Source organism: Sphingomonas sp. HMP6 (genome assembly GCF_013374095.1).
Taxonomy (GTDB): Bacteria; Pseudomonadota; Alphaproteobacteria; order Sphingomonadales; family Sphingomonadaceae; genus Sphingomonas.
On sequence record NZ_AP022672.1, the window covers coordinates 2296030 to 2322621 of the forward strand.

General features: G+C 64.5%; 23 protein-coding genes, 1 tRNA gene and 1 pseudogene. 8 read left to right on the plus strand and 17 right to left on the minus strand.

Going from position 1 to position 26592, the window contains the following annotated elements:
- Positions 1-169 precede the first annotated feature (169 nt).
- The 6 genes from HMP06_RS11150 to dapB form a co-directional block, all read right to left on the minus strand.
- Positions 170-1335, minus strand: a protein-coding gene (locus HMP06_RS11150; RefSeq protein ID WP_443026480.1) for an IS3 family transposase whose coding sequence is annotated in 2 segments (ribosomal slippage) — positions 170-1083 and positions 1083-1335 — 1167 coding nt in all. Because the reading frame shifts where the segments join, the coding sequence is not laid out codon by codon here.
- Positions 1336-1651: 316 nt separating this feature from the next.
- Positions 1652-1728, minus strand: a tRNA-Arg gene (locus HMP06_RS11155).
- Between the two features lie 53 nt (positions 1729-1781).
- On the minus strand, positions 1782-2153 hold the full coding sequence (locus HMP06_RS11160) for a hypothetical protein (protein ID WP_176497152.1): 372 nt from the start codon (positions 2151-2153) through the stop codon (positions 1782-1784).
- A 1-nt stretch (position 2154) separates the two neighbouring features.
- A complete protein-coding gene (gene nth, locus HMP06_RS11165; RefSeq protein ID WP_176497153.1) occupies positions 2155-2817 on the minus strand; it encodes an endonuclease III in 663 nt (220 codons plus the stop codon).
- The gene (locus HMP06_RS11170; protein ID WP_176497154.1) at positions 2814-3704 is read right to left on the minus strand and encodes a YwqG family protein; all 891 of its coding nucleotides are present in this window, start codon (positions 3702-3704) and stop codon (positions 2814-2816) included. Before HMP06_RS11170 ends, nth begins: the two co-directional genes overlap by 4 nt.
- Entirely contained in the window at positions 3701-4429 is a 729-nt protein-coding gene (gene dapB, locus HMP06_RS11175; protein WP_176497155.1) for a 4-hydroxy-tetrahydrodipicolinate reductase, read from the minus strand. Before dapB ends, HMP06_RS11170 begins: the two co-directional genes overlap by 4 nt.
- Before the next feature lie 288 nt (positions 4430-4717).
- Between dapB and HMP06_RS11180 the strand changes: the two genes are divergently transcribed.
- On the plus strand, positions 4718-5419 hold the full coding sequence (locus HMP06_RS11180) for an NAD-dependent deacylase (protein WP_176497156.1): 702 nt from the start codon (positions 4718-4720) through the stop codon (positions 5417-5419).
- Between the two features lie 111 nt (positions 5420-5530).
- Positions 5531-5800, plus strand: coding sequence for a GCG_CRPN prefix-to-repeats domain-containing protein (locus HMP06_RS11185; protein ID WP_176497157.1), 270 nt, complete (start codon positions 5531-5533; stop codon positions 5798-5800).
- 64 nt (positions 5801-5864) lie between these two features.
- Here the strand turns inward: HMP06_RS11185 and HMP06_RS11190 are convergent, their stop codons facing one another.
- The 5 genes from HMP06_RS11190 to lepB form a co-directional block, all read right to left on the minus strand.
- Entirely contained in the window at positions 5865-6353 is a 489-nt protein-coding gene (locus tag HMP06_RS11190) for a hypothetical protein (protein WP_176497158.1), read from the minus strand.
- A gap of 95 nt (positions 6354-6448) precedes the next feature.
- A complete protein-coding gene (gene era / locus HMP06_RS11195; RefSeq protein WP_176497159.1) occupies positions 6449-7357 on the minus strand; it encodes a GTPase Era in 909 nt (302 codons plus the stop codon).
- A complete protein-coding gene (locus HMP06_RS11200) occupies positions 7357-7749 on the minus strand; it encodes a GIY-YIG nuclease family protein (RefSeq protein ID WP_176497160.1) in 393 nt (130 codons plus the stop codon). The genes era and HMP06_RS11200 overlap by 1 nt, the downstream gene beginning before the upstream one ends.
- 123 nt (positions 7750-7872) lie before the next feature.
- Positions 7873-8538, minus strand: coding sequence for a ribonuclease III (rnc, locus tag HMP06_RS11205; RefSeq protein ID WP_176497161.1), 666 nt, complete (start codon positions 8536-8538; stop codon positions 7873-7875).
- Positions 8535-9365 carry a signal peptidase I gene (lepB, locus tag HMP06_RS11210; protein ID WP_176497162.1) on the minus strand — a complete coding sequence of 277 codons (831 nt, stop codon included), beginning with the start codon at positions 9363-9365 and terminating at the stop codon, positions 8535-8537. The genes rnc and lepB overlap by 4 nt, the downstream gene beginning before the upstream one ends.
- 193 nt (positions 9366-9558) lie before the next feature.
- Between lepB and pgi the strand changes: the two genes are divergently transcribed.
- On the plus strand, positions 9559-11055 hold the full coding sequence (gene pgi, locus HMP06_RS11215; RefSeq protein ID WP_176497163.1) for a glucose-6-phosphate isomerase: 1497 nt from the start codon (positions 9559-9561) through the stop codon (positions 11053-11055).
- Positions 11056-11163: 108 nt separating this feature from the next.
- On the plus strand, positions 11164-12513 hold the full coding sequence (gene gorA, locus HMP06_RS11220) for a glutathione-disulfide reductase (protein WP_176497164.1): 1350 nt from the start codon (positions 11164-11166) through the stop codon (positions 12511-12513).
- A 99-nt stretch (positions 12514-12612) separates the two neighbouring features.
- Here gorA and HMP06_RS11225 read toward each other — a convergent pair whose 3' ends face one another.
- The 3 genes from HMP06_RS11225 to HMP06_RS11235 form a co-directional block, all read right to left on the minus strand.
- Positions 12613-13638, minus strand: a complete 1026-nt coding sequence (locus tag HMP06_RS11225; protein ID WP_176497165.1) for an acyltransferase family protein — start codon at positions 13636-13638, stop codon at positions 12613-12615.
- An 82-nt stretch (positions 13639-13720) separates the two neighbouring features.
- Entirely contained in the window at positions 13721-14554 is an 834-nt protein-coding gene (locus HMP06_RS11230) for a TauD/TfdA dioxygenase family protein (RefSeq protein WP_232089613.1), read from the minus strand.
- Between the two features lie 50 nt (positions 14555-14604).
- On the minus strand, positions 14605-16647 hold the full coding sequence (locus tag HMP06_RS11235) for a M13 family metallopeptidase (protein WP_176497166.1): 2043 nt from the start codon (positions 16645-16647) through the stop codon (positions 14605-14607).
- Positions 16648-17089: 442 nt separating this feature from the next.
- Here HMP06_RS11235 and HMP06_RS11240 point away from each other — a divergent pair, with 442 nt between their 5' ends.
- On the plus strand, positions 17090-19600 hold the full coding sequence (locus HMP06_RS11240) for a TonB-dependent receptor domain-containing protein (protein WP_232089614.1): 2511 nt from the start codon (positions 17090-17092) through the stop codon (positions 19598-19600).
- Between the two features lie 19 nt (positions 19601-19619).
- On the opposite strand, the gene acs is transcribed toward HMP06_RS11240, so the two are convergent.
- Positions 19620-21560, minus strand: a complete 1941-nt coding sequence (acs, locus tag HMP06_RS11245; protein ID WP_176497168.1) for an acetate--CoA ligase — start codon at positions 21558-21560, stop codon at positions 19620-19622.
- A 114-nt stretch (positions 21561-21674) separates the two neighbouring features.
- Between acs and HMP06_RS11250 the strand changes: the two genes are divergently transcribed.
- The 3 genes and pseudogenes from HMP06_RS11250 (at position 21675) to HMP06_RS11260 (ending at position 24360) form a co-directional block, all read left to right on the plus strand.
- A complete protein-coding gene (locus HMP06_RS11250) occupies positions 21675-22691 on the plus strand; it encodes an SDR family oxidoreductase (protein ID WP_176497169.1) in 1017 nt (338 codons plus the stop codon).
- Positions 22692-22744: 53 nt separating this feature from the next.
- Positions 22745-23602, plus strand: a pseudogene (locus HMP06_RS11255) (acyl-CoA carboxylase subunit beta); the annotation flags it as partial.
- Between the two features lie 47 nt (positions 23603-23649).
- Positions 23650-24360, plus strand: coding sequence for an IS6 family transposase (locus HMP06_RS11260; protein ID WP_176497170.1), 711 nt, complete (start codon positions 23650-23652; stop codon positions 24358-24360).
- A gap of 337 nt (positions 24361-24697) precedes the next feature.
- Here the strand turns inward: HMP06_RS11260 and HMP06_RS11265 are convergent, their stop codons facing one another.
- Positions 24698-25303: a hypothetical protein gene (locus HMP06_RS11265; protein WP_176497171.1), complete on the minus strand. Its 606-nt coding sequence runs from the start codon at positions 25301-25303 to the stop codon at positions 24698-24700.
- Between the two features lie 106 nt (positions 25304-25409).
- Positions 25410-26243: a hypothetical protein gene (locus HMP06_RS11270; RefSeq protein WP_176497172.1), complete on the minus strand. Its 834-nt coding sequence runs from the start codon at positions 26241-26243 to the stop codon at positions 25410-25412.
- Positions 26244-26592: the final 349 nt, after the last annotated feature.

The following is a 26592-nucleotide window of genomic DNA, read 5'->3' on the forward strand; positions in this document are numbered from 1 at the left end:
GGCGCGGAGCCGGGGAGCGTTAGTGGGGTCAGCTACGACGAATCCTCGACAAGCCATAATGTTACGGCGTCTTGCCAGTTCGGTGGTTCGCGCCATAACCGCGGTGTGAACACGACACCGGAAGCGCGGGCCCGCGAGGTCATCGACGGCCTGACGTGACCCCCGTCTTTCATCCAGCGGCAGCCAGAGACCGACCGTTGTTGTCGCGCAGGAGCGCGGGCGAAGCAACGGGCGGGTTTAAACCCGCCCGTTGCTTTTCGAGGTCGGCGGCAAAGGCCGCCGGTGTGGCGTAGCCGAGCGAGGAATGTGGCCGCTCGGTGTTGTAGTCATCGACCCAGCGCGCGAGGATCGAGCGCGCCTGGCGGACCGTGAAGAACAGCGTCTCGTTGAGCAGCTCGTCGCGCATGCGACCGTTGAAGCTCTCGACGAACCCATTCTGCGTCGGCTTTCCCGGGGCGATATAGTGCCACTCGACGCAAGCATCGCCCGACCACGCGAGAACCGCGTTCGAGGTCAGTTCGGTCCCGTTGTCGCTGACGATCATCCTGGGCGCACCGCGCTCGGCGATCAGATCACCCAGCTCGCGCACCACCCGCTTGCCCGAGATCGACGTGTCGAGCACCGCTCGCAAACACTCGCGCGTCACGTCGTCGACGATGTTGAGGATGCGGAACCGCCGCCCCGTGGCCATCTGGTCGTGGACGAAGTCCAGGCTCCAGCGCTGGTTGGGCAGCGCCAACACGGGTGCCGGTGCCCGCGCACCGACGGCGCGCTTGCGGCCCTTTCGGCGTCGCACCGTCAGACCTTCCTCGCGGTAGAGCCGCTGGGTCTTCTTGCGGTTGATCGTCATGCCGTCGCGCCGCAGCAGGATATGCAGCCGCCGATAGCCGAACCGCCGGCGCTGCTGCGCCAACTCGCGCAGACGCGACCGCAGGTCGCCATCATCCGCCCGGCACGAGCGATACCGCATGCTTTTGCGATCCGCCCCGACGACAGCACACGCCCGCCGCTCGCTCATCCCCAGCGCCGTCTGGAGATGCGCGACCGCTTCCCGCTTCGCGGCAGGCGTTACCATTTTTTTGATAGCAGGTCCTTCAGACCCGCGTTGTCGAGCATCGTGTCCGCCAGCAACCGCTTGAGACGGGCGTTCTCCTCCTCGAGCGCCCGCAACCGCTTCGCATCGGACACCTCCAGACCGCCGAACTTGGCCTTCCACGCATAATAGGTCGCGCTGGACATCCCGTAGCGCCGGCACAGATCCGTCACCACCGCGCCAGCCTCGGCCTCTTTCAGGATGCCGATGATCTGCTCTTCCGAAAACTGCTTCCGCTTCATCTGTCCGTCCCTTCTTCCGGGGTCGGACTCTAGCTCCAACTGGAGGAAAAAACGGGGGTCACGTCAGTGGGCGCCGCAGTCAATAACGGCATTGGACAGGTTGAATGCAAGGGCCCTCATGACGCTTCTTGCTTCGATCAACGAGGGCGCGTGGTATCCGTCGAGTGTGGACATGAACCGCCTTATCGAACGCAAAGAGCGAAAGCCGATATCAAGGTGAATGCAGCCAAGACTGCACATTTAGCCTGGAACACGCCGATTCACCGGACTGACACCGGAGCCCGCCGCGGCAAAATTCTCGAAAACGGGGGAAATCTGGTGCACCCGACTGGATTCGAACCAGTGGCCTCTGCCTTCGGAGGGCAGCGCTCTATCCAGCTGAGCTACGGGTGCCTGCACGCCCGCCTAGCAAAGGCGCGGGCGCTGCGCCAGTCCCTGCGTCACCGCTATTTGGCGAGCGTCACCGGCTGGAACTGGCCGAGGCCACAGCTCGCGCCGCGTTGCAGGGCGGGCGTCGCGTAGAGCACGGTGATGATATCTACCGAACAAAGCTGACTGAGGCTGGTTTCGTAGGTGAAGCGCTCCTCGAATCCCAGGCCCGGGCAGGCGTTGGGCAGCGTGTTGCGATAGACTTTGCGGCCATTCATGATGAAATCGATCGTCCGGTCACCATGAACGCGGGTTTCGCGGATCTGCCGCAGCGGGATGCAACTTTCGGGCTTGCCCACCTCGGTGGCGGCGGGGATTGCCTGACGGTCGCGCGCCATGCCGGGGGCGGCGAAAGCGGCGAAGGCAAGCGCGGCGAGCAGCAGGCGCATGTCATGTCTCCTGTTTGGCGCGGACTTTCGGCGCCGGTGTCTTGGGCTTGAACGCACAAAGATCGGCAACGCTGCAGCGCCAGCATTCGGGTGTCCGGGCTTTGCAAACATATCGGCCGTGCAGGATTAACCAGTGATGAGCGTGTTGCCGGAACGGTTGCGGCGTCGCCTTGTCGAGCTTGAGTTCGACCGCAAGCGGGGTCTTGCCGCGCGCAAGCCCAGTGCGGTTGCCGACGCGGAAGATGTGCGTGTCGACCGCGAAGGTCTCCGCGCCGAACGCCACGTTGAGCACGACATTGGCGGTCTTGCGCCCGACGCCGGGGAGCGTTTCGAGCGCGGCGCGGTCGGCCGGGACTTCGCCGCCATATTCCGCGATCAGCCGCTGCGACAAAGCGATCACGTTCTTGGCCTTGGTGTTGAACAGGCCGATCGTCTTGATGTGCTGCTTCAGCCCCTCCTCCCCCAGCGCGACCATTTGCGCGGGCGTCGTCACCGCCTCGAACAGCCGGCGCGTCGCCTTGTTGACGCCGATGTCGGTCGATTGCGCCGACAGCGCGACCGCGACGACGAGCTGAAAGGCATTGCCATAAGCGAGCTCGGTCTCGGGATGCGGATTGTCCGCCGCGAGCCGGGCATAGAAGTCGATGACGTCGGCTTTCTTCAATGGCAGTCCCACGAATAAGCGACGCGCGAAAAATCGCCACGCGCGAGATCGTCGCTACGAATCAGGAACACGCATTCCCCGACATCGCCCCACATGATGACATCGTCAGAGGTTAGACGCAGCAAGACATGGTCGAACGCGGCAAAGGCGGGCTGATAGTGCAGGTCGCGTTGCGTGTAGGCCGGATAGCCGCCGGTGTGGTGCCGCAGCGGCCGCGCCGCCGCATCGCTTTCGAGAAAGGCTTCGAGCCGGGCGATATCGAAGCGCTCATACAAGGCGACGACGCGCTGTTCGGCCGCCATGACGCTTTGATCGATGCGATCCGAGATCAGCGATGCGCGGAGGCCGATCCCGTTCGCGCGGACCGCCTCGTCCTGGAACGGGGTAAAGTCCGAGAATTCGGCGCCGGCGACGGGCTCAAGCGGCGGTGGCGCGACAAGCGCGCCGGCCGGCCTGCTCTCCCACCGACGCACGAGCATGGTGGAACCGGTCGGATCCTCGAAATCGGCGCCGTACAGATCGTCACGCGCGACGAAGAACTGGATGATCCCGCTTTCGGGATAGCCGTCGAGCCCGTGGCAATCGGCGCAATCGAGCTGCGCGATGAATTCGAGCGGAACGCCGCGCGGGTCCGCTGGCCACGCTTCCCCGGCCGCCAGCCACGCCGGACCACCGAGCCGTGAACCGGTCGCGGTAATGTCTGCCGTCGCATCGAGCGTAAGCGCGAGCGCGGGGCGCGTCTGCTGGAGGAACCAAGTCTTGAACGCATCCAGCTCGGCATCGGGGATCGGCGGCTTGGCCGAAGTCTGATCGCTGGCAGTGCTGGCGACTGTCGCCGGTCTGGCCGCCGGCGCTCTACCAAGCAGCCGTCGCAGAAAAGCGATCATAGCCCCAGCACCTCCTCCATCCCGTAGCGCCCTGCCGGTTTGCCGACGAGCCACAGCGCCGCGGTGATCGCGCCGCGGGCGAAGATCGCGCGGTTTTCGGCGCGGTGGCCGATCTCGATCCGCTCGCCCTCGGCCGCGAAGATGACGAGATGATCGCCCGCGACCGATCCGCCACGCATAGACGCGAACCCGATCGTCCCCTCCGAGCGCGCACCGGTCAGCCCGGCGCGATCGGCGACCTTCGCCTCGGCCAGCGTGATGCCGCGCCCCGCCGCCGCCGCTTCGCCGAGCAGCAAAGCGGTGCCCGATGGCGCATCGACCTTGTGGCGATGGTGCATCTCGGCGATTTCGATGTCCCATTCGGGCCCGAGCCGCGCGGCGGCATCGCGCACCAGCTTCGCCAGCAAGGTGACGCCGAGCGAGACATTACCGGTCTGCAACACCGCAATATCGCTGGCGGCGGCATCGATCAGTGCGTGATGCGTGGTCGACAGGCCGGTCGTGCCGACCAGGATCGGCGTGCGCGCGGCGCGTGCGGCGGCGAGCGTACGTTCGAGCGCGGCGGGTGTCGAGAAATCGATCAGCACCGCCGCATCGTGCGCGAGCGTCGCCGGATCGCCTCCGGCATCGATCCCGCCAGCGAGCGTCGCGCCGAGATCGGGCACGGCAGCAGCAAGCGCCTGCCCCATCCGCCCCGCACTGCCGATAATGCCGATCGCGGTCATCTTCGCTCTCCCGAATCCTGTTGGGCGGCTCTACCGGGTCAGCGCGCGAGATGCCAAGCGAGAGATGCGCGCGATCGATCGAACACGCGCGCTAAAGTCACACCAGAGTCGCACCATCGGCGGGCAAGTGCGCGGGAGCGGGGGCGGTAACTCCGGACTAGCGACACGACGACGGTTTCAAAGAGCGCAAGGGCAGTGTGACAGATCGTGAGCGTGTAGGACAGACGGCGACGGCCGGTGGCATTGGGCCGGTGGCGAAAGCCGTAATCCCGCTATATCGTCCCGGTCATGACCAGCCCGCGCAATATCGTCATTCTCACCGGTGCGGGCATCTCCGCCGAATCGGGGATCGCCACCTTTCGCGGCCCCGGCGGCTTGTGGGAGGGACACCGCGTCGAGGATGTCTGCACGCCCGAGGCGCTGGCCGACGATCCGGTGCTGGTGCACCGCTTCTACGATGCGCGGCGCGCGGCTCTCGCCACAGTAGCGCCAAATGCGGCGCATGTCGCGCTGGCGCGGCTCGATGCCGAATGGCTGGGCGAGCTGCTGATCGTGACGCAGAATGTCGATGATCTGCATGAGCGGGCCGGGGCGAAGCGTCTGCTGCATATGCACGGCGCATTACGGTCGGCTCTGTGTGCGGGCTGCGGTGCGCAGGAAACCTGGACCGGCGATTTGCCGCCGGGGTCGCTTTGTGCGGCGTGCGGGGCGGCGAAGCTCAGGCCCGACATCGTGTTCTTTGGCGAGATGCCCTACGACATGGCGCGGATCGAGCAGGCGCTGGCCGCAGCCGATCTGTTCGTGTCGATCGGCACGTCGGGCGCGGTCTATCCCGCCGCCGGGTTCGTGCAGGGCGCGCGCCATGCCGGGGCGGAGACGCTCGAGCTGAACCTCGAACGATCGGGCGGAAGCGGCTATTTCCACGAGACCAGGCTTGGGGCCGCCGGGGTGCTGGTGCCGGAATGGGTCGAGCAAATGCTGGCGTCCTGAGCCCCAGCAAACGGCCCGAAACGGACCCTGTGGAAACCTCGCGCGCGCCGATCGTTGTTGCGCACAGTCCCCTAAGGGCTGTCGTGAAAACCCTATCTTCGAGAGGTCATCATGAAGAACCTTCTTGCTGCCGCCTTGCTTGCCGGCGCGGCCACACTGGGTGCCACCGTTGCCGCCACACCCGCCGAGGCGCGCGATGGCTGCGGGCGCGGCGCGCATCGTGGGCCAGCGGGATATTGCCGCCCGAACGTCAACCGTGTTTACGTCGCGCCGGGGCGCCTTGTCATCGGGCGCTACTACGGCAATCGCGGCTATTGGGACGGGCGTCGTTACTGGCAGCACCGCTATCGTCACCGGAGCGGCGGCTGGCGCTATCGGTAATCCATAGCCAGGCGACACGAGGGCCGGGCTTCGAGGAAGTCCCGGCCCTCGACGCGCATAGCGATCAGGACCCCGCGCAGACCACCGCGCTCACGTTGGCTGGTGCAAGAACGCGTTCCGACAGAGCGGGGCTACCGGCCTGGCGCCCACCCTTCATCGTCGCGAGATCCCAACTGGCGACTTGCGGCTTGCCCTGCACGCGCGTCGTCCAGTCGTCGTTCGCCATGATGCCGCCGGGGCGATCGAGCTCCTTGGTAATCACGAACGGCTTGTGCATGCGTTTGCCCGTCGGCAGCCCCGACGCCGAATCGCGTGGCGACACGATCGCCGACACGACCGCGCCGCGGCTGCACGTGACGCGGAGCACGACCTGGTCCGGCGTGCCGTCATTGTCGCTGTCGCGATCGAGATAGCCGTCCATCCCGCGCGTCTGTCCGTCGCTGAAGGTGCCGGTCGCAGTAAAGCGGACGTTGGGGCCGCCGCCTGGTTCGACCGCGCGCGCCGCGCTGGCCTGTGGTGCCGCGAGCAAGGCGAGCATGACGAGTGAATCCATAATCATGGCAAATCCTCTCCTGTCTTTTATGGAGGAGAGGCTGCGCCCCATCGGGACATTATGCAAGCGTTACGAGTACGCACCTTGGGCGGCGCTCACTCCACCCAGTCGAGCCCCATTCCGCGATAGACCTCGCGTTCTTCGTCCCAGCCGGGCTTGACCTTGACGTGGAGGTAGAGATGCACCGGGCGGCCCATGATGCCGCTCAACTCGGCGCGGGCGCGCGCGCCGATTTCCTTGATCCGCGCCCCGCCCTTGCCCAGCACGATCGCGCGTTGCGTCGGGCGTTCGACCAGGATCTGCTGGTGGATCTCGACCGAGCCGTCCTCGCGTTCGAGATATTGTTCGGTCTCGATCGCCGAGGCGTAGGGGAGTTCAGCGTGGAGCTGGAGATAGAGCTGCTCGCGCGTGACTTCCGAGGCGAGGCTGCGTTCGGTCGCGTCGGACACTTGATCCTCGGGGAAATGCCACGGCCCCTCGGGCATCCGCGCGGCCAGATGGGCTTTCAGTTCGGGGAGGCCATCGCCAGTCGATGCACTGACGAAGAACACTTCGTCGAACGCGACCATGCCGGTCAATTTCTCGGCATGGAGCAGCAGCTTGCCCTTGTCGGCGAGATCGACCTTGTTCAGGATCAGATATTTGGGTTCGCGGCGATCCTTGATCGCCTCGGCGATGGTGGTGACCTTGCTGCCGAGCCCGCCCTTGGCATCGACCACCAGCGCCAGCACATCGGCCCCCTCGGCCCCGCCCCACGCCGCCTGCACCATCGCGCGGTCGAGCCGGCGCTTGGGTTCGAAAATGCCGGGCGTGTCGACCAGCAGGAGCTGCGTATCGCCCTCGATCGCGACGCCCATCAGCCGGACGCGCGTGGTCTGCGCCTTGGGGGAGACGATCGCGACCTTCTGCCCGACAAGCGCGTTGACGAGCGTGGATTTGCCCGCGTTCGGCGCGCCGAGGACGGCGACGAGGCCGCAGCGTTGGGGGGTGGCAATATCGGTCATCAATGGTCCTTGGGCGGTGCAGGCCCTTCGACAGGCTCAGGGCGAACGGAGGGGGTATGAGTGCTGTCCTTCCAACCCGTTCGCCCTGAGCCTGTCGAAGGGCTCGTCTGATCTTGGCGATTGCGTGCCAGTAAGGAAAGCCTGCTCCAATCGCCAGCGATCAGTGCTTCCTTCTTGGCGCGGCTCCAGCCTTTGATGCGGCGTTCCGCTTCCAAAGCTTCAATCCGGGAGGGGAAGTCCTGGCTCCATACAAGGGTGACCGGGCGGCGGTCATGGGTGTACCCCGGTATTGCGCCGGTCTGGTGCTGGCCGATACGCTGCTCCAGTGCATCGGTATGACCGGTGTAGTAACTGCCGTCGGAACAGCGCAGCATATAGGCCCAGAATGCCATTTCGACCCTCCCTCGTGGTGCACGGGCCCATCGACAGGCTCAGGGCGAACGGGAGGGAGGCAGGCTCTCACCCCAGATCCGTTCGCCCTGAGCCTGTCGAATGGCCTAGTCGCGCGGTGCCGCTCATTTCAACTTCCCCAACAATGCCGTCGCCGCCGCCGTCTCGGCTTCCTGTTTCGAACTCCCCTCCGCCTCGGCCTCGGCGAAAGTGCCGAGCGTCGCTTTCATGCGGAAGCGCGGGGCGTGATGCGGGCCGGAGCGTTCGACGATCTCATAGGCCGGGGCCTTGCGATTGTGCGCGGCGGCCCATTCCTGCAAAGCGGACTTGGGGTGTTGCGGGGCGGAGAGCACGCGGCTGGCGCGGTCGCCCCAGGCGGTGCGGATCGCGTGGCGCGCGCCGTCGAGGCCGGTTTCGAGATAGAGCGCACCGATCAGCGCCTCCATCACGTCGCCCAGCACATTGTCCGAATCCGCCGCGCCATCGTCGCGCGCTTGTTTGCCGAGGCGTAGATGCGTGGCGACGCCAAGTCCGCGCGCGACATCGGCGCACACCGCGCCCGTCACAAGTGCGTTGAGCCGCTTCGACAGCGCGCCTTCTGGCTCGCCGGGGAACAGTTCGAACAGCCACTCCGCCATCACCAGGCCGAGCACGCGGTCACCCAGAAATTCCAGTCGTTCGTAATTCGCCGCCGCCTGGCTGCCATGCGTCAGCGCGCGTTCGTAAGCGAGCATGTCGGCGGGCCGATGCCCCAGCGTCGCGGCCAGCCAGTCGCGCAAGGGCTCGCTCAAAACCCCTCCCCGATCCGCTCCCAGCGCGCCGCCGAGAACCACGTCCACGGCAGGAACCAGTTGGCCGAACCATCGGTCGAGAAGAACGACACCATCGCGCGGCCCTCGATCCGCTCCATCGGGACATAACCCATACCCTGTGGCGGATCGAACCGGCTGTCGCCGCTGTCGTCGCGATTGTCGCCCATCACAAAGACGTTGCCGGTCGGCACCTCGTACACGCCGGTGTCGTCGGCATTGGGCTGTTCGCCGCGGTCGAGCACGGCGTAACTCTTGCCGTTCGGCAAGGTTTCGCGGAATTGCTGGTAGCGGCAGACGGGCTTGCCCTCGAGGCTATCCTCGAATTCGGTCGGACACTCGCTGCCACCGGGATAGTTCGGGCTGAGCGGGATGATGAAATCGGCGATCCGCTGCTTCGGGATCGGCGTACCGTTGAGGATCACCTGCCCGTTCCGCATCTGGATCGTATCGCCGGGCAAGCCGATAACGCGCTTGATCACGTCATGATCATTGCCCACCGGCCCGCGAAACACCACGACATCGCCGCGCGCCGGATCACGCCCGAGAATGCGGCCGGGGAGCAGCGGCACGCCCCACGGCAGCGACCAGCGCGAATAGCCGTAATTCCATTTCGACACGAACAGATAGTCGCCGATGTAGAGCCGCGGCAGCATCGATTGCGACGGAATGCTGAAGGGTGCCACGATAAAACTGCGCAGCACGAACACGATGAGCGCGAGCTTCAGGAAGAAGACGAGCGTCTCGCGCGTTTCGGACCGCGGCGGTTTCGCGCGCTTGATCCGGGTGGGTGTATCGGTGTCGGCCATTCGCGCGGTTTGGTGCTGTGGTGCTGCCCCGTCAAGCTGGTCGTCAAGCTGGTCGTCAAGCTGGCGGTTGTAATGGCACGGCGCTAGGGCGATCTAGCTGTTCCCCGGCGAAGGCCGGGGTCCAGGTGCCGGCGCTCCGATACTGGACCCCGACCTTCGCCGGGGAACAGCGCATTGTTTGACGAGGTGTGACATGACCAAGGCCGACTGGACCACGATCGAGGCGCTGCCCTCGCCCCGGCTGGAGACGCTGTTCGCCGAGGATGCGGCGCGACTGGCGCGCTTCAGCGTCGATGTCGCCGGCCTACATTTCGATTGGTCGAAGACGCATTTGACGGCGGACGCGGTGGCGGCGTTCACCGCGCTGGCCAAGGCGCAGGACCTCCACGGCAAGCGCGAGGCGCTGTTCGCGGGCGAAGTGGTCAACACCAGCGAGGGCCGTGCCGTCACCCATGTCGCCGAGCGCGGCGAAGGCAGCGAGGATGATGTCGCCAGGGCGCGCGTGCTCCACGCCCGGATGCGCGCGCTGATCGATGCGATTGAGGCCGGCGCGCTCGGCGAAATCCGCCACGTGCTCCACGTCGGGATCGGCGGATCGGCGCTCGGCCCCGATCTGCTGATCGATGCGCTGGGGCGCGAGGATAGCCGCTATGACGTCGCGATCGTCTCAAACATCGACGGCGCGGCGCTGGAGGAAGTGTTCGCCAAGTTCGATCCGACCGCAACGTTGCTGGTGATCGCCTCCAAGACTTTCACCACCAAGGAAACGCTGACCAACGCGGATTCGGTGCTGCAATGGATGGGCGAGCATGGCGTCGAGGACGCCTATGGCCGCGTCATCGCGCTGACCGCCGATCCGGATAAAGCGGTCGAATGGGGCGTCGACGAAACGCGCGTCCTGCCGTTTGCCGAGAGTGTCGGCGGGCGCTATTCTTTGTGGTCGTCGATCGGCTTTCCGGCGGCAATCGCGCTCGGGTGGGATTGCTTCGAGGAACTGCTCGAAGGCGCCGCCGAAATGGACCGGCATTTCCGCCAGACCTCGCTCAGCCAGAATGCCCCGGTGCTCGCGGCGTTCGCCGACCTTTATTACACCCAAGTGCGCCACGCCGAGACGCGCGCGACCTTTGCCTATGACGAGCGGCTGCGCTTGCTGCCGTCCTATCTCCAGCAGCTCGAAATGGAATCGAACGGCAAGGGCGTGACGATTGACGGTCAACCCGTCGGGCGGCCGACCGCGGCGATCACCTGGGGCGGGGTCGGCACCGATGCGCAACATGCGGTGTTCCAATTGCTCCACCAAGGCACGCACCTCGTGCCGGTCGAATTCGTCGCGGTAATCGAGCCGGGCGATACGCTGTCGGAGGAACATCACCGGCAATTGCTGCTCAACGCCTTTGCGCAGGGTGCCGCCCTGATGAAGGGCCGCCCCAATAACGATCTCGCGCGGAGCTATGACGGCGACCGGCCAAGCTCGACGATCCTGCTCGAGGACCTCGACGCCCGCACCCTGGGCGCGCTGATCGCCTTTTACGAGCAGCGCACGTTCGTGAACGGCGTGCTGCTCGGGATCAATTCGTTCGACCAGTTCGGCGTAGAACTGGGCAAGGAAATGGCCAAGGCGGCGGATGCCGGCGGACAGGATTTCGACGTGTCGACGACCGATCTGATCGCGCGGGCCGGGTTGGCATAATCCCACGTCACCCCGGCCTTGTTCCGGGTCCCACCACGCAACAAACACCGCCGCGCGGCAGGCGCGGTGGACCCCGGAACAAGTCCGGGGTGACGGAGTGAGAATGTAATGACCACGACCTACGACTACGACCTCTTCGTCATCGGTGCCGGTTCCGGCGGCACCCGCGCCTCGCGCGTAGCGGCGGCGCATGGGGCGAAGGTGGCGGTGGCCGAGGAATATCGCGTCGGCGGGACCTGCGTCATCCGCGGCTGCGTGCCCAAGAAGCTGCTCGTTTACGGCGCGCATTTCGCCGAGGATTTGAAAGACGCGCGGCGTTTCGGCTGGGACGTGCCCGAAAACCTCAACTTCGACTGGAAGCGGCTGCGCGACAATGTGATGGAGGAGGTTGACCGGATCAACGGCGCCTATACCGCCACGCTGACCAACAATGGCGTCGAGATCATCCTCGATCGCGCGACGATCACCGGGCCGCACAGCCTGACGCTGGGCGATGGGCGCGAGGTCACCGCGAAATACATCCTGATCGCGACCGGGGCGACGCCGGTGGTGCCGGAATGCCCGGGGCATGAACTCGGCATCACGTCGAACGAGGTGTTCCACCTCGACGCGGTGCCCAAGCGCATCCTGATCGCGGGCGCGGGCTATATCGCCAACGAATTTGCCGGCATCTTCAACGAATTCGGCGCGAAGGTGACGCTGATCAACCGCAGCGACGTGATCCTGCGCGGCTATGACGAGTCGATCCGCGACCGGTTGCTGCAGATCTCGATGATGAAGGGGCTCGATTTCCGCTTCAATGCGACGTTCCAGGGGATCGAGAAGCAACCCGACGGGTGCCTGCGCGTATCGATGACGGGGCATGATCCGATCGACGTCGATTGCGTGATGTTTGCGACCGGACGCGCGCCCAACACCGAGGGTCTGGGCCTCGAAAATGCCGGGGTCGAGTTGTCGAACGGCGCGGTGGTGGTCGATGCCGACAACAAATCGACCTGCGACAGCATCTATGCCGTCGGCGACGTGACCAACCGCGTGCAACTCACCCCGGTCGCGATCCGCGAGGGGCAGGCCTTTGCCGACACGCTGTTCGGCGGCAAACCGCACCGCGTCGATTATGAAAACATCCCAAGCGCGGTGTTCAGCCATCCCCCGATGGCAGGCGTCGGCCTGACCGAGGCGCAGGCCAAGAACAAGTTCGGCTCGGTCAAGGTCTACACCTCCGACTTCCGCCCGATGAAGAACGTGCTGGCCAACCGCAACGAGCGCGCGCTGTACAAGATGGTGTGCCATGCGGAATCGGGCGTGGTGCTGGGGCTGCACATGATCGGCCCCGACGCGCCGGAGATTCTGCAGGCGGCAGCGGTGGCGGTGAAGGCGGGCCTCACCAAGGATGCGTTCGACCAGACCGTCGCGCTGCATCCGTCGATGGCGGAGGAGTTGGTGTTGCTGCGGTAGGGGTGGCGGCATCCCCCCCGGTCAGGGGAAGGTGGCCGCGCGTTCTGCTCCATCCCGCCTAAATCGTTTTGCAACTGGGCGCTGAGATCCTGCACGGGCTCAAAGCGCCGCGGTGGGCTCAGCCGTGCGCCGCGCGACACGATCACGAACGCCGGCCAATAGCGGTCGTTCTATCAAAAAATAGGCAGCGATGCCGACTGCGGTCGACAGGATCAGGACGATGACCACGATGATCGCGGGAGGGCTCGCAGGCGCGACCTTCCGCAACGCGACCATCAGGACGGATATCGCAGGATAGTGAAAGAGATAGATCGAGTAGGAGGCGTTTCCGAATAACTCGCCGACGCGCCGCGCGAGCCCTGGCGGGCATTCGACATGTACGGCGAACAAGAGCAGCGGCACCAAGATGAGGATCAGACCTACGCCACTGTCGATCTTAAAGGCCGGTACAATGATGAAAATTACGAGTGCGCTGGCAGTGAGCAAAATTGCGAGCGGTTCGATGGGCGAACGGTACCGCCAAAGACTGCTATAGCGAAGCCAGGCGAGCGCAACGAAGAGCCCGCAAGGAAACCCCAGATTTCGAAGGTTTAAGAGCAGTGCCAGCGGCGCGTCGTGTGACCATAAAGTCTGCGGGCCGCGCGGCACCAGCAGGATTGCGGCGAACCACAAGATCGGAACGAAGCGCCACCGGCGACCGGTCAGGAAACTGAGAGCAAAAATAACGTAAAAGATCAGTTCCTGCCGCAGCGTCCAGACGATCGAGGGAATGAGCGGGCCGGGCAACAGCAACGCCGTGCGGAGGTAGCCCAAGCCACTGCCGGAAACATGACCGAGCCACTGCAGCGCTGCAAAGGCGAGAATGGCGATCCACATCAACGGCACGATGCGAACGAAACGGCGCGCGAGAAACCGACCTACACCGATTGACGGCGCAAGATCCGTCTCGCGCAGCGAGACGATCGCGATAACGAAGCCGCTGATCTGGAAAAAGATATCGACGCCGAGCCGACCGAATTCGAGCGCGCCGCCGAATAGCGGCGGGCTGTGGTACGCGCTGCTGGTGAAGCTGGCGCTATGGCTCAAAACGACCGCCAGCACGGCAATGCCGCGCAGATATTGCACGCCGACGTTGGTTCGATGCGGCAAAACGCTATTTCCTCAGCGATCAGGTTCGCGGGTGTATAGAAGATACCGGACCCCCGCCCTAACTCAACGCCACCCCCGAAATCGTGATCCGGTGCATCAGCCGCCGGTGCCCGTGATAATCGTTCGCCGCGAAGTGCCAGGTCGAGCGGTTATCCCACACCGCGACCGAACCTTCGCGCCATTGCAACCGGCAGTGGAATTCCTCGCGCATCGCGACCGAATACAGATATTGCAGCAGCGGCTGGCTTTCTTCGCGCGTCCAGCCTTCAAAATGAAGCGTGAAGGCCGGGTTGACGTAGAGCAGCTTGCGGCCCGTCACCGGGTGGTGGATCACCGCCGGGTGAACGGCGTTGGCGCTGATGTCATGGCCCTTCAGGTCGGCGGCCTGGTCGGTCTTCGCGTAGATGCCGTCATGGCCGTAAATGTGATCGGCGCTGTGCACCGCGCGTAAACCGCCGAGCGTCGCCTTCAGCCCATCCGACAGCGCATCGTAGGCCGCCCCCATGCTGGCGAACAGCGTGTCGCCGCCCACCGGCGGCAGTTCGCGCGCGACGAGGATCGATCCCATTGCGGGCACCGGATCATAGCTATGATCGGTGTGCCAGCCGCCGCCGATATTGACGAATTGCGTCTCGGCTTTGCGGACCTCGGCGATCTCGGGATAGCCGCCGTTCGCGGGGAAGTAGTTATTGACGTCGATCTCGCCCCAGCGGCGCGCAAAGGCGATGTGATCTTCGGGACTGAGCTGCTGATCGCGCAACAGGACGACGCCTGTCTCGGCGAGTGCCGCGCGGATCGCGGCCATGTCGGCCTCGCCGATCGCACGGACGTCGATTCCGGTGACTTCCGAACCGCACTGCGCGGACAACGGCCTGATCTGCATCTCGCCCATGCTGCCTCTCCTTCTTTTATGGAGCGCAGCATGGGCGAAGGCCGCGTGCTTTACCAGATGTGGACGCGCTTCTCGGGTGCCAGGTACAATTTGTCGCCGGGCTTCACGTTGAAGGCGGTGTACCAGGCGTCGACGTTCCGGACGATGCCGTTGACGCGGTAGAAGGGTGGCGAATGCGGATCGGTGAGGAGCCGCGCGCGCGCCGCCCCTTCGCGAAGCTTGGCCTGCCACGCCTGCGCATAGGCCATGAAAAAGCGCTGGTCGCCGGTCAGGCCGCCGATGACGGGTGCCTTGCCGTGCTTGGCCTGATAGCGCTGATACGCGCCATACGCCGCCTCGACGCCGCCGAGATCGCCGATATTTTCGCCGAGCGTCAGCTTGCCGTTCACCTTGGTGCCGGGGATCGGCTCATATTGGTCATATTGCGCGGCAAGCGCTGCGGTGCGCACTTTGAACGCTTCCTTGGCCGCCGGCGTCCACCAATTCTCGAACTTGCCGGTCGCGCCGAACTGGCTGCCCTGATCGTCAAAGCCATGGCCCATTTCATGGCCGATGATCGCGCCGATCGCGCCGTAATTCACCGCCGGATCGGCATTCGGATCGAAATAGGGTGGCTGCAGGATGGCGGCGGGGAAGGTGATCTGGTTGGCGAGCGGGTTGTAATAGGCGTTCACCGTCTGCGGCGTCATGCCCCATAGCGACCGATCGACCGGCTTTACGAAGCGTTCGAGTTCGAGCGCGTGCCCGAATTGGGCCGACCGCTGCGCATTGCCGAGCATGTCGCCGCGCACGACGTTGAAGCTTGAATAATCGATATATTTGTCGGGATGGCCGACGCGCGGCTCGAACGCGGCGAGCTTGACGAGCGCGGCCTTGCGCGTGGCCTCGTCCATCCAGGCCGATTTGCCGATCCGGTCCTGATAGGATCCGCGCAAATTCTCGATCAGTTCGCTCATCTGCGCCTTGGCAGCGGGCGGGAAGAAGCGGGCGACATAGAGCTGGCCGACCGCTTCACCCAGCGCACCGTTGGTGAGCTGGACGCCGCGCTTCCAGCGATCACGCTGAGTCTTCACGTCCGACAGCGTGGTCGAATAGAAATCGAACTGCGCCTGATCGAACACCTTGGGCAGATACGCGGCGTTGTCGCTGACGAAGTGGAAAGCGAGATAATCCTTCCACGTGGCCAGCGGCGTCGCGACCAAGATCTTGCCGAGCGCGGTGATCGCGGTGTTGTTGGTCATCAGCACCTTCGGCGAGCTGTCGACCCCGGCGGTCTTGAGCATCAGCGCCCAATCGAATTCTGGTGCCTTTTTGGTCAGGCCGGCAACGTCCTGCGGATCGTTGAGCGCGGCGATGTCGCGGCTCTTTTCGGGCGACCAATGTTCCTTGGCCATCGCGGTTTCGAGCGCCATGATTGCATCGGCCTTGGCGGCGGCATTCGCGATGCCGGCCAGCGTCTGCATCTTCTCGATATAAGCGCGGTACGCCTTGCGATAGGTGTCGTATTTGGCGCCTTCGAGCAGATAATAGTCGCGCGGCATGCCGAGCCCGCCCTGACCGACCGCAGCGGTATATTGGGTCGGATCGGCGAGATTCGGGATGATTCCCACGCCGACCGGGGATTCATAGCCGACGCTGGCGAACAGTGTCTGCAGGCCCTTCATGTCGCTTACGGCGTCGATCCGGGCGAGATAGGGTTTCAACGGCGCGGTGCCCTTGGCTTCGATCCCCGCTTCGTCGATCCAGCTGCCGTAGAAATCGCCGACCTGCTTGCCGGTCGCGCCATATTTCGCCGGGTTCTTCGCCATGTCGTCGAGGATCGCGCGGACGTTCACCTCGGCTTCGTCGCTCAGCATATTGCCATAACCGACCGCTGCCTTGTCGGCGGGAATTTCGGTACGCTTGTCCCACGCGCCGTTGGCATAGGTCCAGAAATCGTCGCCCGGTTTCAGGTCACGTTGCTGCGCGGTGAGGTCGACCCCGAACGTGCCATAGCGCGGCGCGGCCTTGGACACCTCCTTGGCGAGGCCGGGAACAGTGAGCGCAGCAACCGCGACGGCGGCAGACAAGCGTAGGAACGTGGCACGGCGCATCGAAAGGATCCCCTCTAACCTAGTGTATTGCTCATCTATACCGGTGCAGCCGGAGCGACGCAATGGCCTAGGTCGGCCGCACGTCCCGATTGATCGTCCCGCTTGATCGCCCCGTTGACGCCCCGTTGACGCCCGGGTTGACGCCCCGGTTGACGCCCAGTCACCCGTGCGGCACCGGCATCGATCGGCCTCCAAACTTCGGCTATTCAAGCGTTACACCCAGCAGCCCAAGTCATCGCCAAGAGATGTTCGTTCACCGCGCGACCGTCGTGAAAAGAATCTTTGTCAAAATGTCGGCTCGAAACCGACCCGGTCGATCCGCGCTCTATAATTAGTACCAGGCGCCGACGCGTGACTGAAGAAACCGCTTTGCGCCCGAACGAACGGTGCGGAGCCAACCGTTATTCATGAGGTCGAAGTAACAATGAAAAAATCTTTGAGGATGTCGACGGTTGCGTCGATCGCGATTGTTTGTTCGGCCTTGACCGCAGCCAATGCGGCCGCCGCCGAGCGCAAGCCCGCCAGCGGTATCGCAGACGGTACCGAAGCCGAGACCCCGGCTGCCGAGCCGCAAGCCAAGGCGCCGGTCGAAGCCGCGTTCTCCACGGGCGTCGCCAAGGGCCGCGACCGGCTCGATAGCGCGACCTCGACCAGCGCGCTGCGCGGCGATGACATCCAGAAACTGAGCGCGCGGACGCTGGCCGACATCCTGCGCAACATTCCGGGGATCCGTACCGAATCCTCGACCGGCGACGGCAATTCCAGCTACACGATCCGCGGCCTGCCGCTGGCATCGGGCGGCTCCAAATTCATGCAGATCGAGGAAGACGGCTTGCCCGTCCTCGAATTCGGCGACTTCTTCAACGTCGCCTCGGACATCTTCATCCGTGCCGATTTCAACCTGGCAGCGGTCGAGGCGATCCGCGGTGGTTCGGCCTCGACCTTCGCGTCGAATTCGCCCGGCGGCGTGATCAACCTGATCTCCAAGACCGGCGACGTCGAAGGCGGCGCGATCCAGCTCACCAGCGGCATCGGCTATGACACGAAGCGCGTTGATTTCGATTATGGCACCAAGATCAGCGACACGCTGCGCTTCCATATCGGCGGATTCTACCGTTCTGGCGAAGGGCCGCGCCATGTCGGCTACAACGCCTATCAGGGCGGCCAGGTGAAGTTCAACATCACCAAGCAGCTCGGCGATGACGGCTATATCCGCCTGTCGGCCAAATATCTCGACGACCGATCGCCGCAATATCTGCCGGGGGCGGTGCGCATCACCGGCACCAACGACGAGCCGGTCTATTCGAACTTTGCGAATTTCGACGTGCGGCGCGATTCGGTGCTGTCGCGCTACATTCCGAATGTTATCACGCTCGACGGCAACAACAATCCGACCTCGATCCCGCTCAGCCAGGGCATGGATGCGAAGGTCGCGTCTATCGGCGTTGAAACGCAATTCACCGTCGCCGGTTGGTCGATCACCGAAAAGGCACGCTTCTCGAAAATCTCGGGCGGCACGACGCGCGATCTGGTCGCCGCCATTTATTCGGCGACGGCCCTGCCGGCCTCGCTTGGCGCGGGGACGGGAACGTTCAGTTATGCCACCGGCCCCAAGGCGGGCCAGGTGATCCCCAACCTGAGCGCGCTGAACGGCAACGGCCTGATCGCGGCGACCTCGCTCAACCGGGTCGATGCCACTTCGCTCGACAATTTCACCAACGATTTGCGCGCCAACCGCGCGTTTATGCTGGGCAAGGGCGAACTGACCCTGACCGGCGGCGTGTACAAGTCGATCCAGAATCTGGGCAGCGACTGGCTCTATGGCAACATCTTGCAAGACGTGACCGGCGACGGGCGCGCGGCCCTCATCAACTACACCAACGCCGCCGGCGTGCCACAGTCGCAGGACGGCTATCTCGGCTTCAACCGCTCGGGCTCGACTGCCTTTTATCGCCGCAAGTACGACGTTCAATATGACGTGACCGCACCCTATGGATCGGTCAATTACCGGTTCGGCAAGATCGCGATCGGCGGCAGCATCCGCTATGACATGGGCAAGGTAACGGGCCAGATCTACGGTGCCGACCTGGGCGATGGCCGGATCGGGATGAAGCCGTTCGACTTCGATGGCAATGGCGTCATCTCGGTCGCGGAATCAAAGACTGCGTTCACCCCGCTCGGCCGCCCTGCCCCGGTGAATTACAAATATCACTACATCAGCTACTCGACCGGCATCAATTACCGCGTGGCGGAGCAGCTTGCCGTATTCGCGCGCTACAGCAGCGGCGCGCGGGCGAATGCCGACAAGGTGCTGTTCTCCAACAAGGTGAGCGTAACCGACGGCAGCATGCCGAACAGCGCCGATGGCTATGACATCGTCAAGCAGTTGGAGGGCGGGTTCAAATATCGCAATTCGGCGCTGACGGTGAACGTGACCGCGTTCCTGGCCAATACCGAGGATACCAACGTCCAGGCGGGTGCGATCACCACCGACCGCAAATATCGCGCGTACGGCGTGGAGGCGGAGGCCGGCTATCGGCACGGCCCGTTCAGCGTGACCGGTGGTGTCACCTATACCAAGGCGACGTTGCAGAGCGACCAGTTGAACGCCGCGGTCGCGGGCATGACGCCGCGCCGTCAACCGGACTTCATCTTCCAGGCGACGCCGCAATTCGAAGTGCGCAAATTCACCATCGGCGCGAATTTCGTCGGCAGCACCGGCAGCTTCACGCAGGATGCCAATGCGTTGCGCCTGCCGGGCTACACGCTGGTCAACGGCTTCCTCCAGTTCCGCCCGGTCGACCGGGTGCAGGTGATGATCAACGCTAACAACCTGTTCGACACACTCGGCATGATCGAAGTCACCCAGCCTTCGGTCCCGGGCAACGGCGTCGGCGTCGGCCGCGCGTCGAACGGCCGCACCGTTTCGGCTTCGCTGCGGCTCGATTTCTGAGCGGGGTCCGGGTGGCGGCTTACGCCACCCGGTTCGCCACCAGATCATCGACCACCGCCGGATCGGCAAGGGTCGAGGTATCGCCGAGGCTCGATACGTCGCCCTCGGCGATCTTGCGCAGGATACGGCGCATGATCTTGCCGCTGCGCGTCTTGGGCAGGCCCGGCGCGAATTGGAGTTTATCGGGCGCCGCGATCGGGCCGATTTCCTTGCGCACCCACACGATCAGTTCGCGGTGCAGATCAGGGTGCGGATCGACCCCGGCGTTGAGCGTGACATAGGCGTAAATGCCCTGCCCCTTGATGTCGTGCGGCATGCCGACGACGGCGGCCTCGGCGACGTGCGGGTGGAGCACAAGTGCGCTTTCGACCTCGGCCGTGCCCATGCGGTGGCCGCTGACGTTGATCACGTCATCGACCCGGCCGGTGATCCACCAATAGCCATCCGCATCGCGCCGCGCGCCGTCGCCCGTCGTGTATTTGCCGGGATAGGTGGTGAAATAAGTCTGGAAGAAACGGTCGCGATCGCCCCACAGTCCACGCATCTGCCCCGGCCAGCTCCGCGCGATGACGAGATTGCCCTCGGCCGGGCCGTTCAGCACCTTGCCCTCGGCATCGACGAGTTGCGGATCGACGCCGGGCATCGGCTTGGTCGCCGAACCGGGTTTCAGCGCGGTCGCGCCGGGCATTGGCGAAATCATCGCGCCGCCGGTCTCGGTCTGCCACCAGGTGTCGATGATCGGGCAACGGCCCTCCCCCACCACATCGTGATACCAGCGCCATGCCTCGGGGTTGATCGGCTCGCCGACGGTACCGAGCAGCTTGAGCGAGCTGCGGTCGGTCTTCGCCACGAACTCGTCGCCATCCTTCATCAGCGCGCGAAGCGCGGTGGGCGCGGTGAAGATCGTATGGACCTTGTGCCGGTCGACCACTTGCCAGATGCGGCTGGCATCGGGCCAATTGGGCAGCCCTTCGTACATCAGCGTCGTCGCGCCATTCGCGAGCGGCCCGTAGAGAATATAGGTGTGCCCCGTCACCCAGCCGATGTCGGCGGCGCACCACCACACGTTGCCGGGGCGATAATCGAAGGCGAGTTCGTGCGTCAGGCTCGCCCACAGCAGATAGCCGCCGCTGGTGTGCAGCACGCCCTTGGGCTTGCCCGTGCTGCCCGAGGTGTAGAGGATGAACAGCGGGTCCTCCGCCCCCATCGGTTCGGGCGCGCAGGTGGCGGCAACGCCTGCTGCCGCCGCGTGATACCAGATGTCGCGACCGTCCTGCATCGTAATCGCGCCGCCCGTCGATTTGACGACGATAACGGTCTTGAGGCCAGGGGCGTGCGCGGCGGCACCATCGACATTGGCCTTGAGCGGCACGCGCTTGCCACCACGACGGCCTTCATCGGCGGTAACCACCACGCGCGATCCGCAATCCTCGATGCGTCCCGCCAGCGCTTCAGGCGAGAAGCCGCCGAACACGACCGAATGGATCGCCCCGATCCGCGCGCACGCCAGCACGGCGAACGCCGCCTCCGGAATCATCGGCAGATAGATGGTGACGCGGTCGCCCTTGGCGACGCCCTGCGCCTTCAGCACATTGGCGAAGGTGCAGACCTCGGCATGGAGTTCGCGGTAGGTGAAGCGGCGCGGGTCTGCGGCGGGATCATCGGGCTCCCAGATCAAGGCGATCTCGTCGCCGCGCTTCGCCAGATGCCGGTCGAGGCAATTGGCCGAGACGTTCAATTTGCCGTCGGCGAACCAGTTGATGTGGAAATCGGCCTTGTCGAACGACCAGTCGCCCGCAATCTCCGGCCGCTTGATCCAATCGAGCCGCCGCGCCTGTTCGAGCCAGAAGCTGCCCGGATCGGCGAGCGAGCGACCATAGAGCGTTTCATACCCCGCCGCATCGTAACGCGCCCGCGCGGCCCATTCGGGCGGCACGGGATAGAGGTCCTGGTCGGCCATGCTGCACACTCCTCGGCGCGCCTTGTGCCGGGCGGACGCTCCCGAATGCAAGCATCACTTGGCGCAACTTTAGTTTCATTGTAAAACCGATCCGGCGCGGTGGGGAGTGTTGCGATGACGGGTACGGTTCTGGTCACGGGCGGCAGCGGCTACATCGCCGGTTTCCTGATCCGGCAACTGATCGCGGAGGGGTGGCGCGTCCACACCACGATCCGATCGCTGGCGCGCGAGGCGGAGGTGCGCCGCGTGCTGGCGGTCGACGATACGCGGCTCAGCTTCTTCGCGGCGGATCTGCTGAACGATGCCGGCTGGGCCGATGCGGTGGCGGGCTGCAGCCATGTCGCGCATGTCGCCTCGCCGCTTCCGGCCGGGGCGGTGCGCCACGAAGACGATCTGATCGTGCCCGCGCGCGAAGGCGCTTTGCGCGCACTACGCTTTGCCAAGGCGGCAGGGGTCGAGCGTTTCGTCATGACCTCGTCGGTCGCGGCGATCGCCTATGGCCACAATAAGAAAAGCGCGACCTTTACCGAGGCCGACTGGACCGACATCCACGGCCCACAGGTCCATGCCTATGCCAAATCGAAGACGCTGGCAGAACGCGCCGCGCGCGACTGGGTGGCGGCCGAGGGCGGCCATATGGTGTATTGCACGATCAATCCCGCCGCGGTGTTGGGGCCGGTGCTCGGGCCGGATTTCTCGGCCTCGATCGAAGTGGTCAAGCGGCTGATCAGCGGGTCGCTGCCCGGCCTGCCCGATTTCGGGTTCGGCGTGGTCGACGTGCGCGACGTCGCCGATCTTCACGTTCGGGCATTGAACGCAGAGGACATGGCGGGGGAACGCTTCATCGCGTGCGGCCCGTTCCTGATGATGGCCGATGTTGCCGCCGTGCTGCGCGACCGCCTCGGCGCGGAGGCGCGGAAAGTGCCGACGCGCAAACTGCCCGATCTGCTGCTCCGGGCGGTCGCGCTGTTCGATCCGGCGGTGCGGATGGTGACGGGCGAGCTCGGCAAGCGGCGCATCACCCCTGCCGATCATGCGCGCGAACGGCTTGGCTGGGTGCCGCGGCCTGCCGCCGAAACGATCGTCGATACCGCCCGCAGCCTGATCGATCGGGGGATCGTAACGCTCTGAGGCTTGCCCACGGCCACGGCTTTTGCCAAGCACGCGCCCATAGGAGAGAGCCAATGTCCTCGACCATCGCCGAATTGGAACGCAAGCGCGCGGCCGCGCGCATTGGCGGAGGTGAGAAGCGCATCGCCGCGCAGCACGCCAAGGGCAAATTGACCGCGCGCGAGCGGCTCGACGTGCTGCTCGACGAGGGATCGTTCGAGGAACTCGACATGTATGTCGAGCACAATTGCGTCGATTTCGGGATGCAGGACCAGATCATCCCCGGCGACGGCGTGGTCACGGGATCGGGCACGATCAACGGGCGGCTGGTGTTCGTCTTCAGCCAGGATTTCACCGTGTTCGGCGGCTCGCTGTCGGAACGCCACGCACAGAAGATCTGCAAGATCATGGACATGGCGTTGAAGGTCGGCGCGCCGGTGATCGGCCTCAACGATTCGGGCGGTGCCCGCATTCAGGAGGGCGTCGCCAGCCTGGGCGGCTATGCCGAAGTGTTTCAGCGGAACGTATTGGCCAGTGGCGTGGTGCCGCAGATCAGCTTGATCATGGGGCCGTGCGCCGGCGGTGCAGTCTATTCGCCGGCGATGACGGATTTCATTTTCATGGTGAAAGACTCGTCGTATATGTTCGTCACTGGCCCGGATGTAGTGAAGACCGTTACCAACGAGATCGTCACGCAGGAGGAACTGGGCGGTGCGGTGACGCACACCACGAAGTCGGGGGTCGCTGACGTGGCCTTCGAAGATGATATCGAGGCGCTGCTCGCGGCCCGCGACTTCGTGGACTTTCTCCCCGCCAGCAACCGCGAAGCCGCGCCCGAGCGGCCATCGTCCGACCCGTGGGACCGGATCGAGGAATCGCTCGACACGCTGGTCCCGGCAAGCGCCAACCAGCCGTATGGGCACCGTCAAGTTAAGCCCTGTGGCTTTGCGGTGCCGGATCGGAGGGCTATTGCGGATGTATGACCACATCACGAGACCCGATTTACGCGGGTTACCGCTATCCTCCCGAGATCATCTGCTACGCGGTCTGGCTGTATTTCCGGTACCCACTGAGCCTGCGGATGGTCGAGGAACTGTTGGCTGCGCGCGGTATCGAGGTCAGCTATGAGACGGTTCGGCAATGGGGGCTGAAGTTCGGTGAGGTCTTTGCCCGCCGCATCCGGCAGCGAGCGCCGCAACGCGGCGACAAATGGCATCTCGACGAAGTCGTGATCACCATCGCCGGGCACAAACACTGGCTGTGGCGCGCGGTTGACCAGCAGGGCTTTGTTCTGGACGTCCTTGTCCAGAGCCGGCGCAACACCAAGGCTGCCCGCCGTCTGCTACGCAAACTGCTGAAGAAACAGGGTCGGGCTCCCCGGGTGATGATCACCGACAAGCTCAGAAGCTACGGCGCCGCCAAACGAACCATCATGCCCGGCGTCGAGCACCGCCAGCACAAGGGCCTCAACAACCGGGCCGAGAATTCCCACCAGCCAACAAGGCGACGAGAGCGCATCATGAAGGGCTTCAAGTCGCCGCGCCACGTCCAGCGCTTCCTGTCCACCCACGATCAAATTGCCCACGTCTTTTCCCGCCCGCCTCTTGCCAGCGCCGCCACCGTCCGTTCTGCCCGCACCCAGGCGTTCACGCACTGGGCTGAGGTGACCGGCGTCGCAATGGCCGCATGATTGCGCCCAATTCCAGCATCGCGTCTTTCCTCGCGCCCGACCGCAGCAAGTTGACGGTGCCACCCCACCGCATAAGGGCATAACCCGCTCACTTTGCATGATAGATTTGCTGTTGAGGGGGCCCGACCGACGCCGATCGGGACCCGCTCAAAAAACGGGTTTTCGCTTGGCCATCAATCATTTGTGTGGGGAAAAGGCGGGGTCCGTTTCGACGCCGATCTACATTTCCTTGTTTAGATTGGTCGAGGCGGCCCGTTCAAAGGCGGGAGCTGGCCACATAATTTCTGAGAATTCGATGATTATTAGAGACGATGGGGGCTGCGACCGCCCACCCTGGTCAGCCGTCGAGCCACCGCTCGAATGCTTCCGAAACAGCCGCGGCAGTGCCGTTGCCTTCAGCAAGCCAAAGCCGCCAGGTCGTTATCGCACGCGCCTCCACGTCCACACTAAGCAGCTTGCGGTTACCGAACGCCCACGCCGTTTCAATCTCAGCGATCGTCATGGCATTGGCTGGAATTCCGCGTCGGCCAGCGATCTCTGCCAGTGGTGGCGCACCGGCACCGCCATGCGGCACGGCGAGATCGATGCTCGGGGCCGTAACCAGCCGCGACAGACGATCGATAAACGCTCGACCGATTTCGGGATCGCCGCTGAGCCCAGCGTCGAGCAACGGGGGCACGATGCGGTCGGCAAGCTGCCAGCCGATGACGATACCGGTCGCCTGCATCGCGCCGCAGCCCCATGCAAGCAACCCATCCTCGCTGTCGCCGGCGGCGAGGGCATGGCTGTCGAGCCTGAACCGGAAGCTGCCGTCGGCACCGCGCTGAGCGATCAGCAAGCCGATCCCTGCAAGGTGGGTCGTGGCGGGCAACGTGCCCTGAGTGCTGGCTGGCGCATCGACGTACGACACGGCGATCGATACGAAACGCGAAGTGATATTCATGACTTTGTCTTTCAAATGCACGCGTCGTCACACCACCGGTCGAGACCGGCAGCGCGAGGGACGCGGGAGGTGGTGGAAGCTGTCGGCGATCAGCCGACGGATCGGATCAGATGGGTCGTGCGCCGGAGAAGGCGCGCTCGTCGGCCGCGCGGGTGACTCTGCGCTCGGCATCGCGACTTGCCGCCTCGACCCGATGGAACAGCGCTCGCGGGCGCGCCCACATCGTCGGCGGACAGGTCGCGAACGCGGCGAGGTGCGCGAGTTCCGGTGTGGTTTCGAGGAACCGCGCGAGATCGGCGAGTGGCTCGGCGATCTTGCGCTCGTCGACCGCGCGCGCTGCGGCCCAGTGGAGCCACAGGATGTATGTCGCGACGACGTCCTCGCGGACATAAGCGGAGATCGCCTCGATATCGCCATCGCGCCACAGCGTTCCTACGTCTGCCCCGTGGACCGACGTCTTCACCGGGATCGCCAGCGCGGCGCACAGCTCTGAAAGTCCGACCTTGCGCGTGCCGCCATAGCCACCGAACTGGTCGGCGAGATCGCAGTGATGTGGCCCGTACCGATGAGCATGGGTATGATGCGCAAGCCCTTCGAGTCCGAACTGCGCTGCCGCCATCGCCTGGACCTGAAGGACGGGTAGATCGAACCCGCGTCCATTATACGATATGCTGGTCACGCCGGTTGGCAGCAGGCGATCGACCTCGTTATAGAATTTTGTTTCCTCGCCTGGCAGGCAGATCAGCGTCTGGAAATCGAAGCTGTAGCCACTGGTGCTCCAGTCGGCTTGAAGGAACGCGGCAGCAACCGGACGGTGGCGCGGCCAAGGCGGAAAACTTCCATCTGCCATTTCTTCATCGACGATGGTTTCGATATCGAACGCGACGACATGCTCGGTCGCATGGCTATCGCTGGGTCTGCTAAATTGCTGATGTCGCATTTGCTTTTACCTTTCTCGGTTGCGACCGAGAAGGTTCGAGGCGTGCCGCGTATGCGGCTTTTCCTCATCCCCTTCCCGATCACTTCAGCTGTCCATTCATCGCCGTTGGCGCCGCCAGCGCCGCAATCCCGCCTTGCCGTGGCGGCTTTTCCGAAGCCCGGCGCAGACTGGTTTGTCCGCGTCGCAATCGAACTGTGCCGCTTGACCGGGCGCGATGTCGCGCTTCCCACCGGCCGATCGCTGCGAACGTCAGGATCGAGGTCGTAGAATGACATGGACTGTTCCTTGAGATGCGAACGCCCGCCGTCCCTGGGGACGACGAGCGTTGACGTTGTCAGCTGGCGATCAG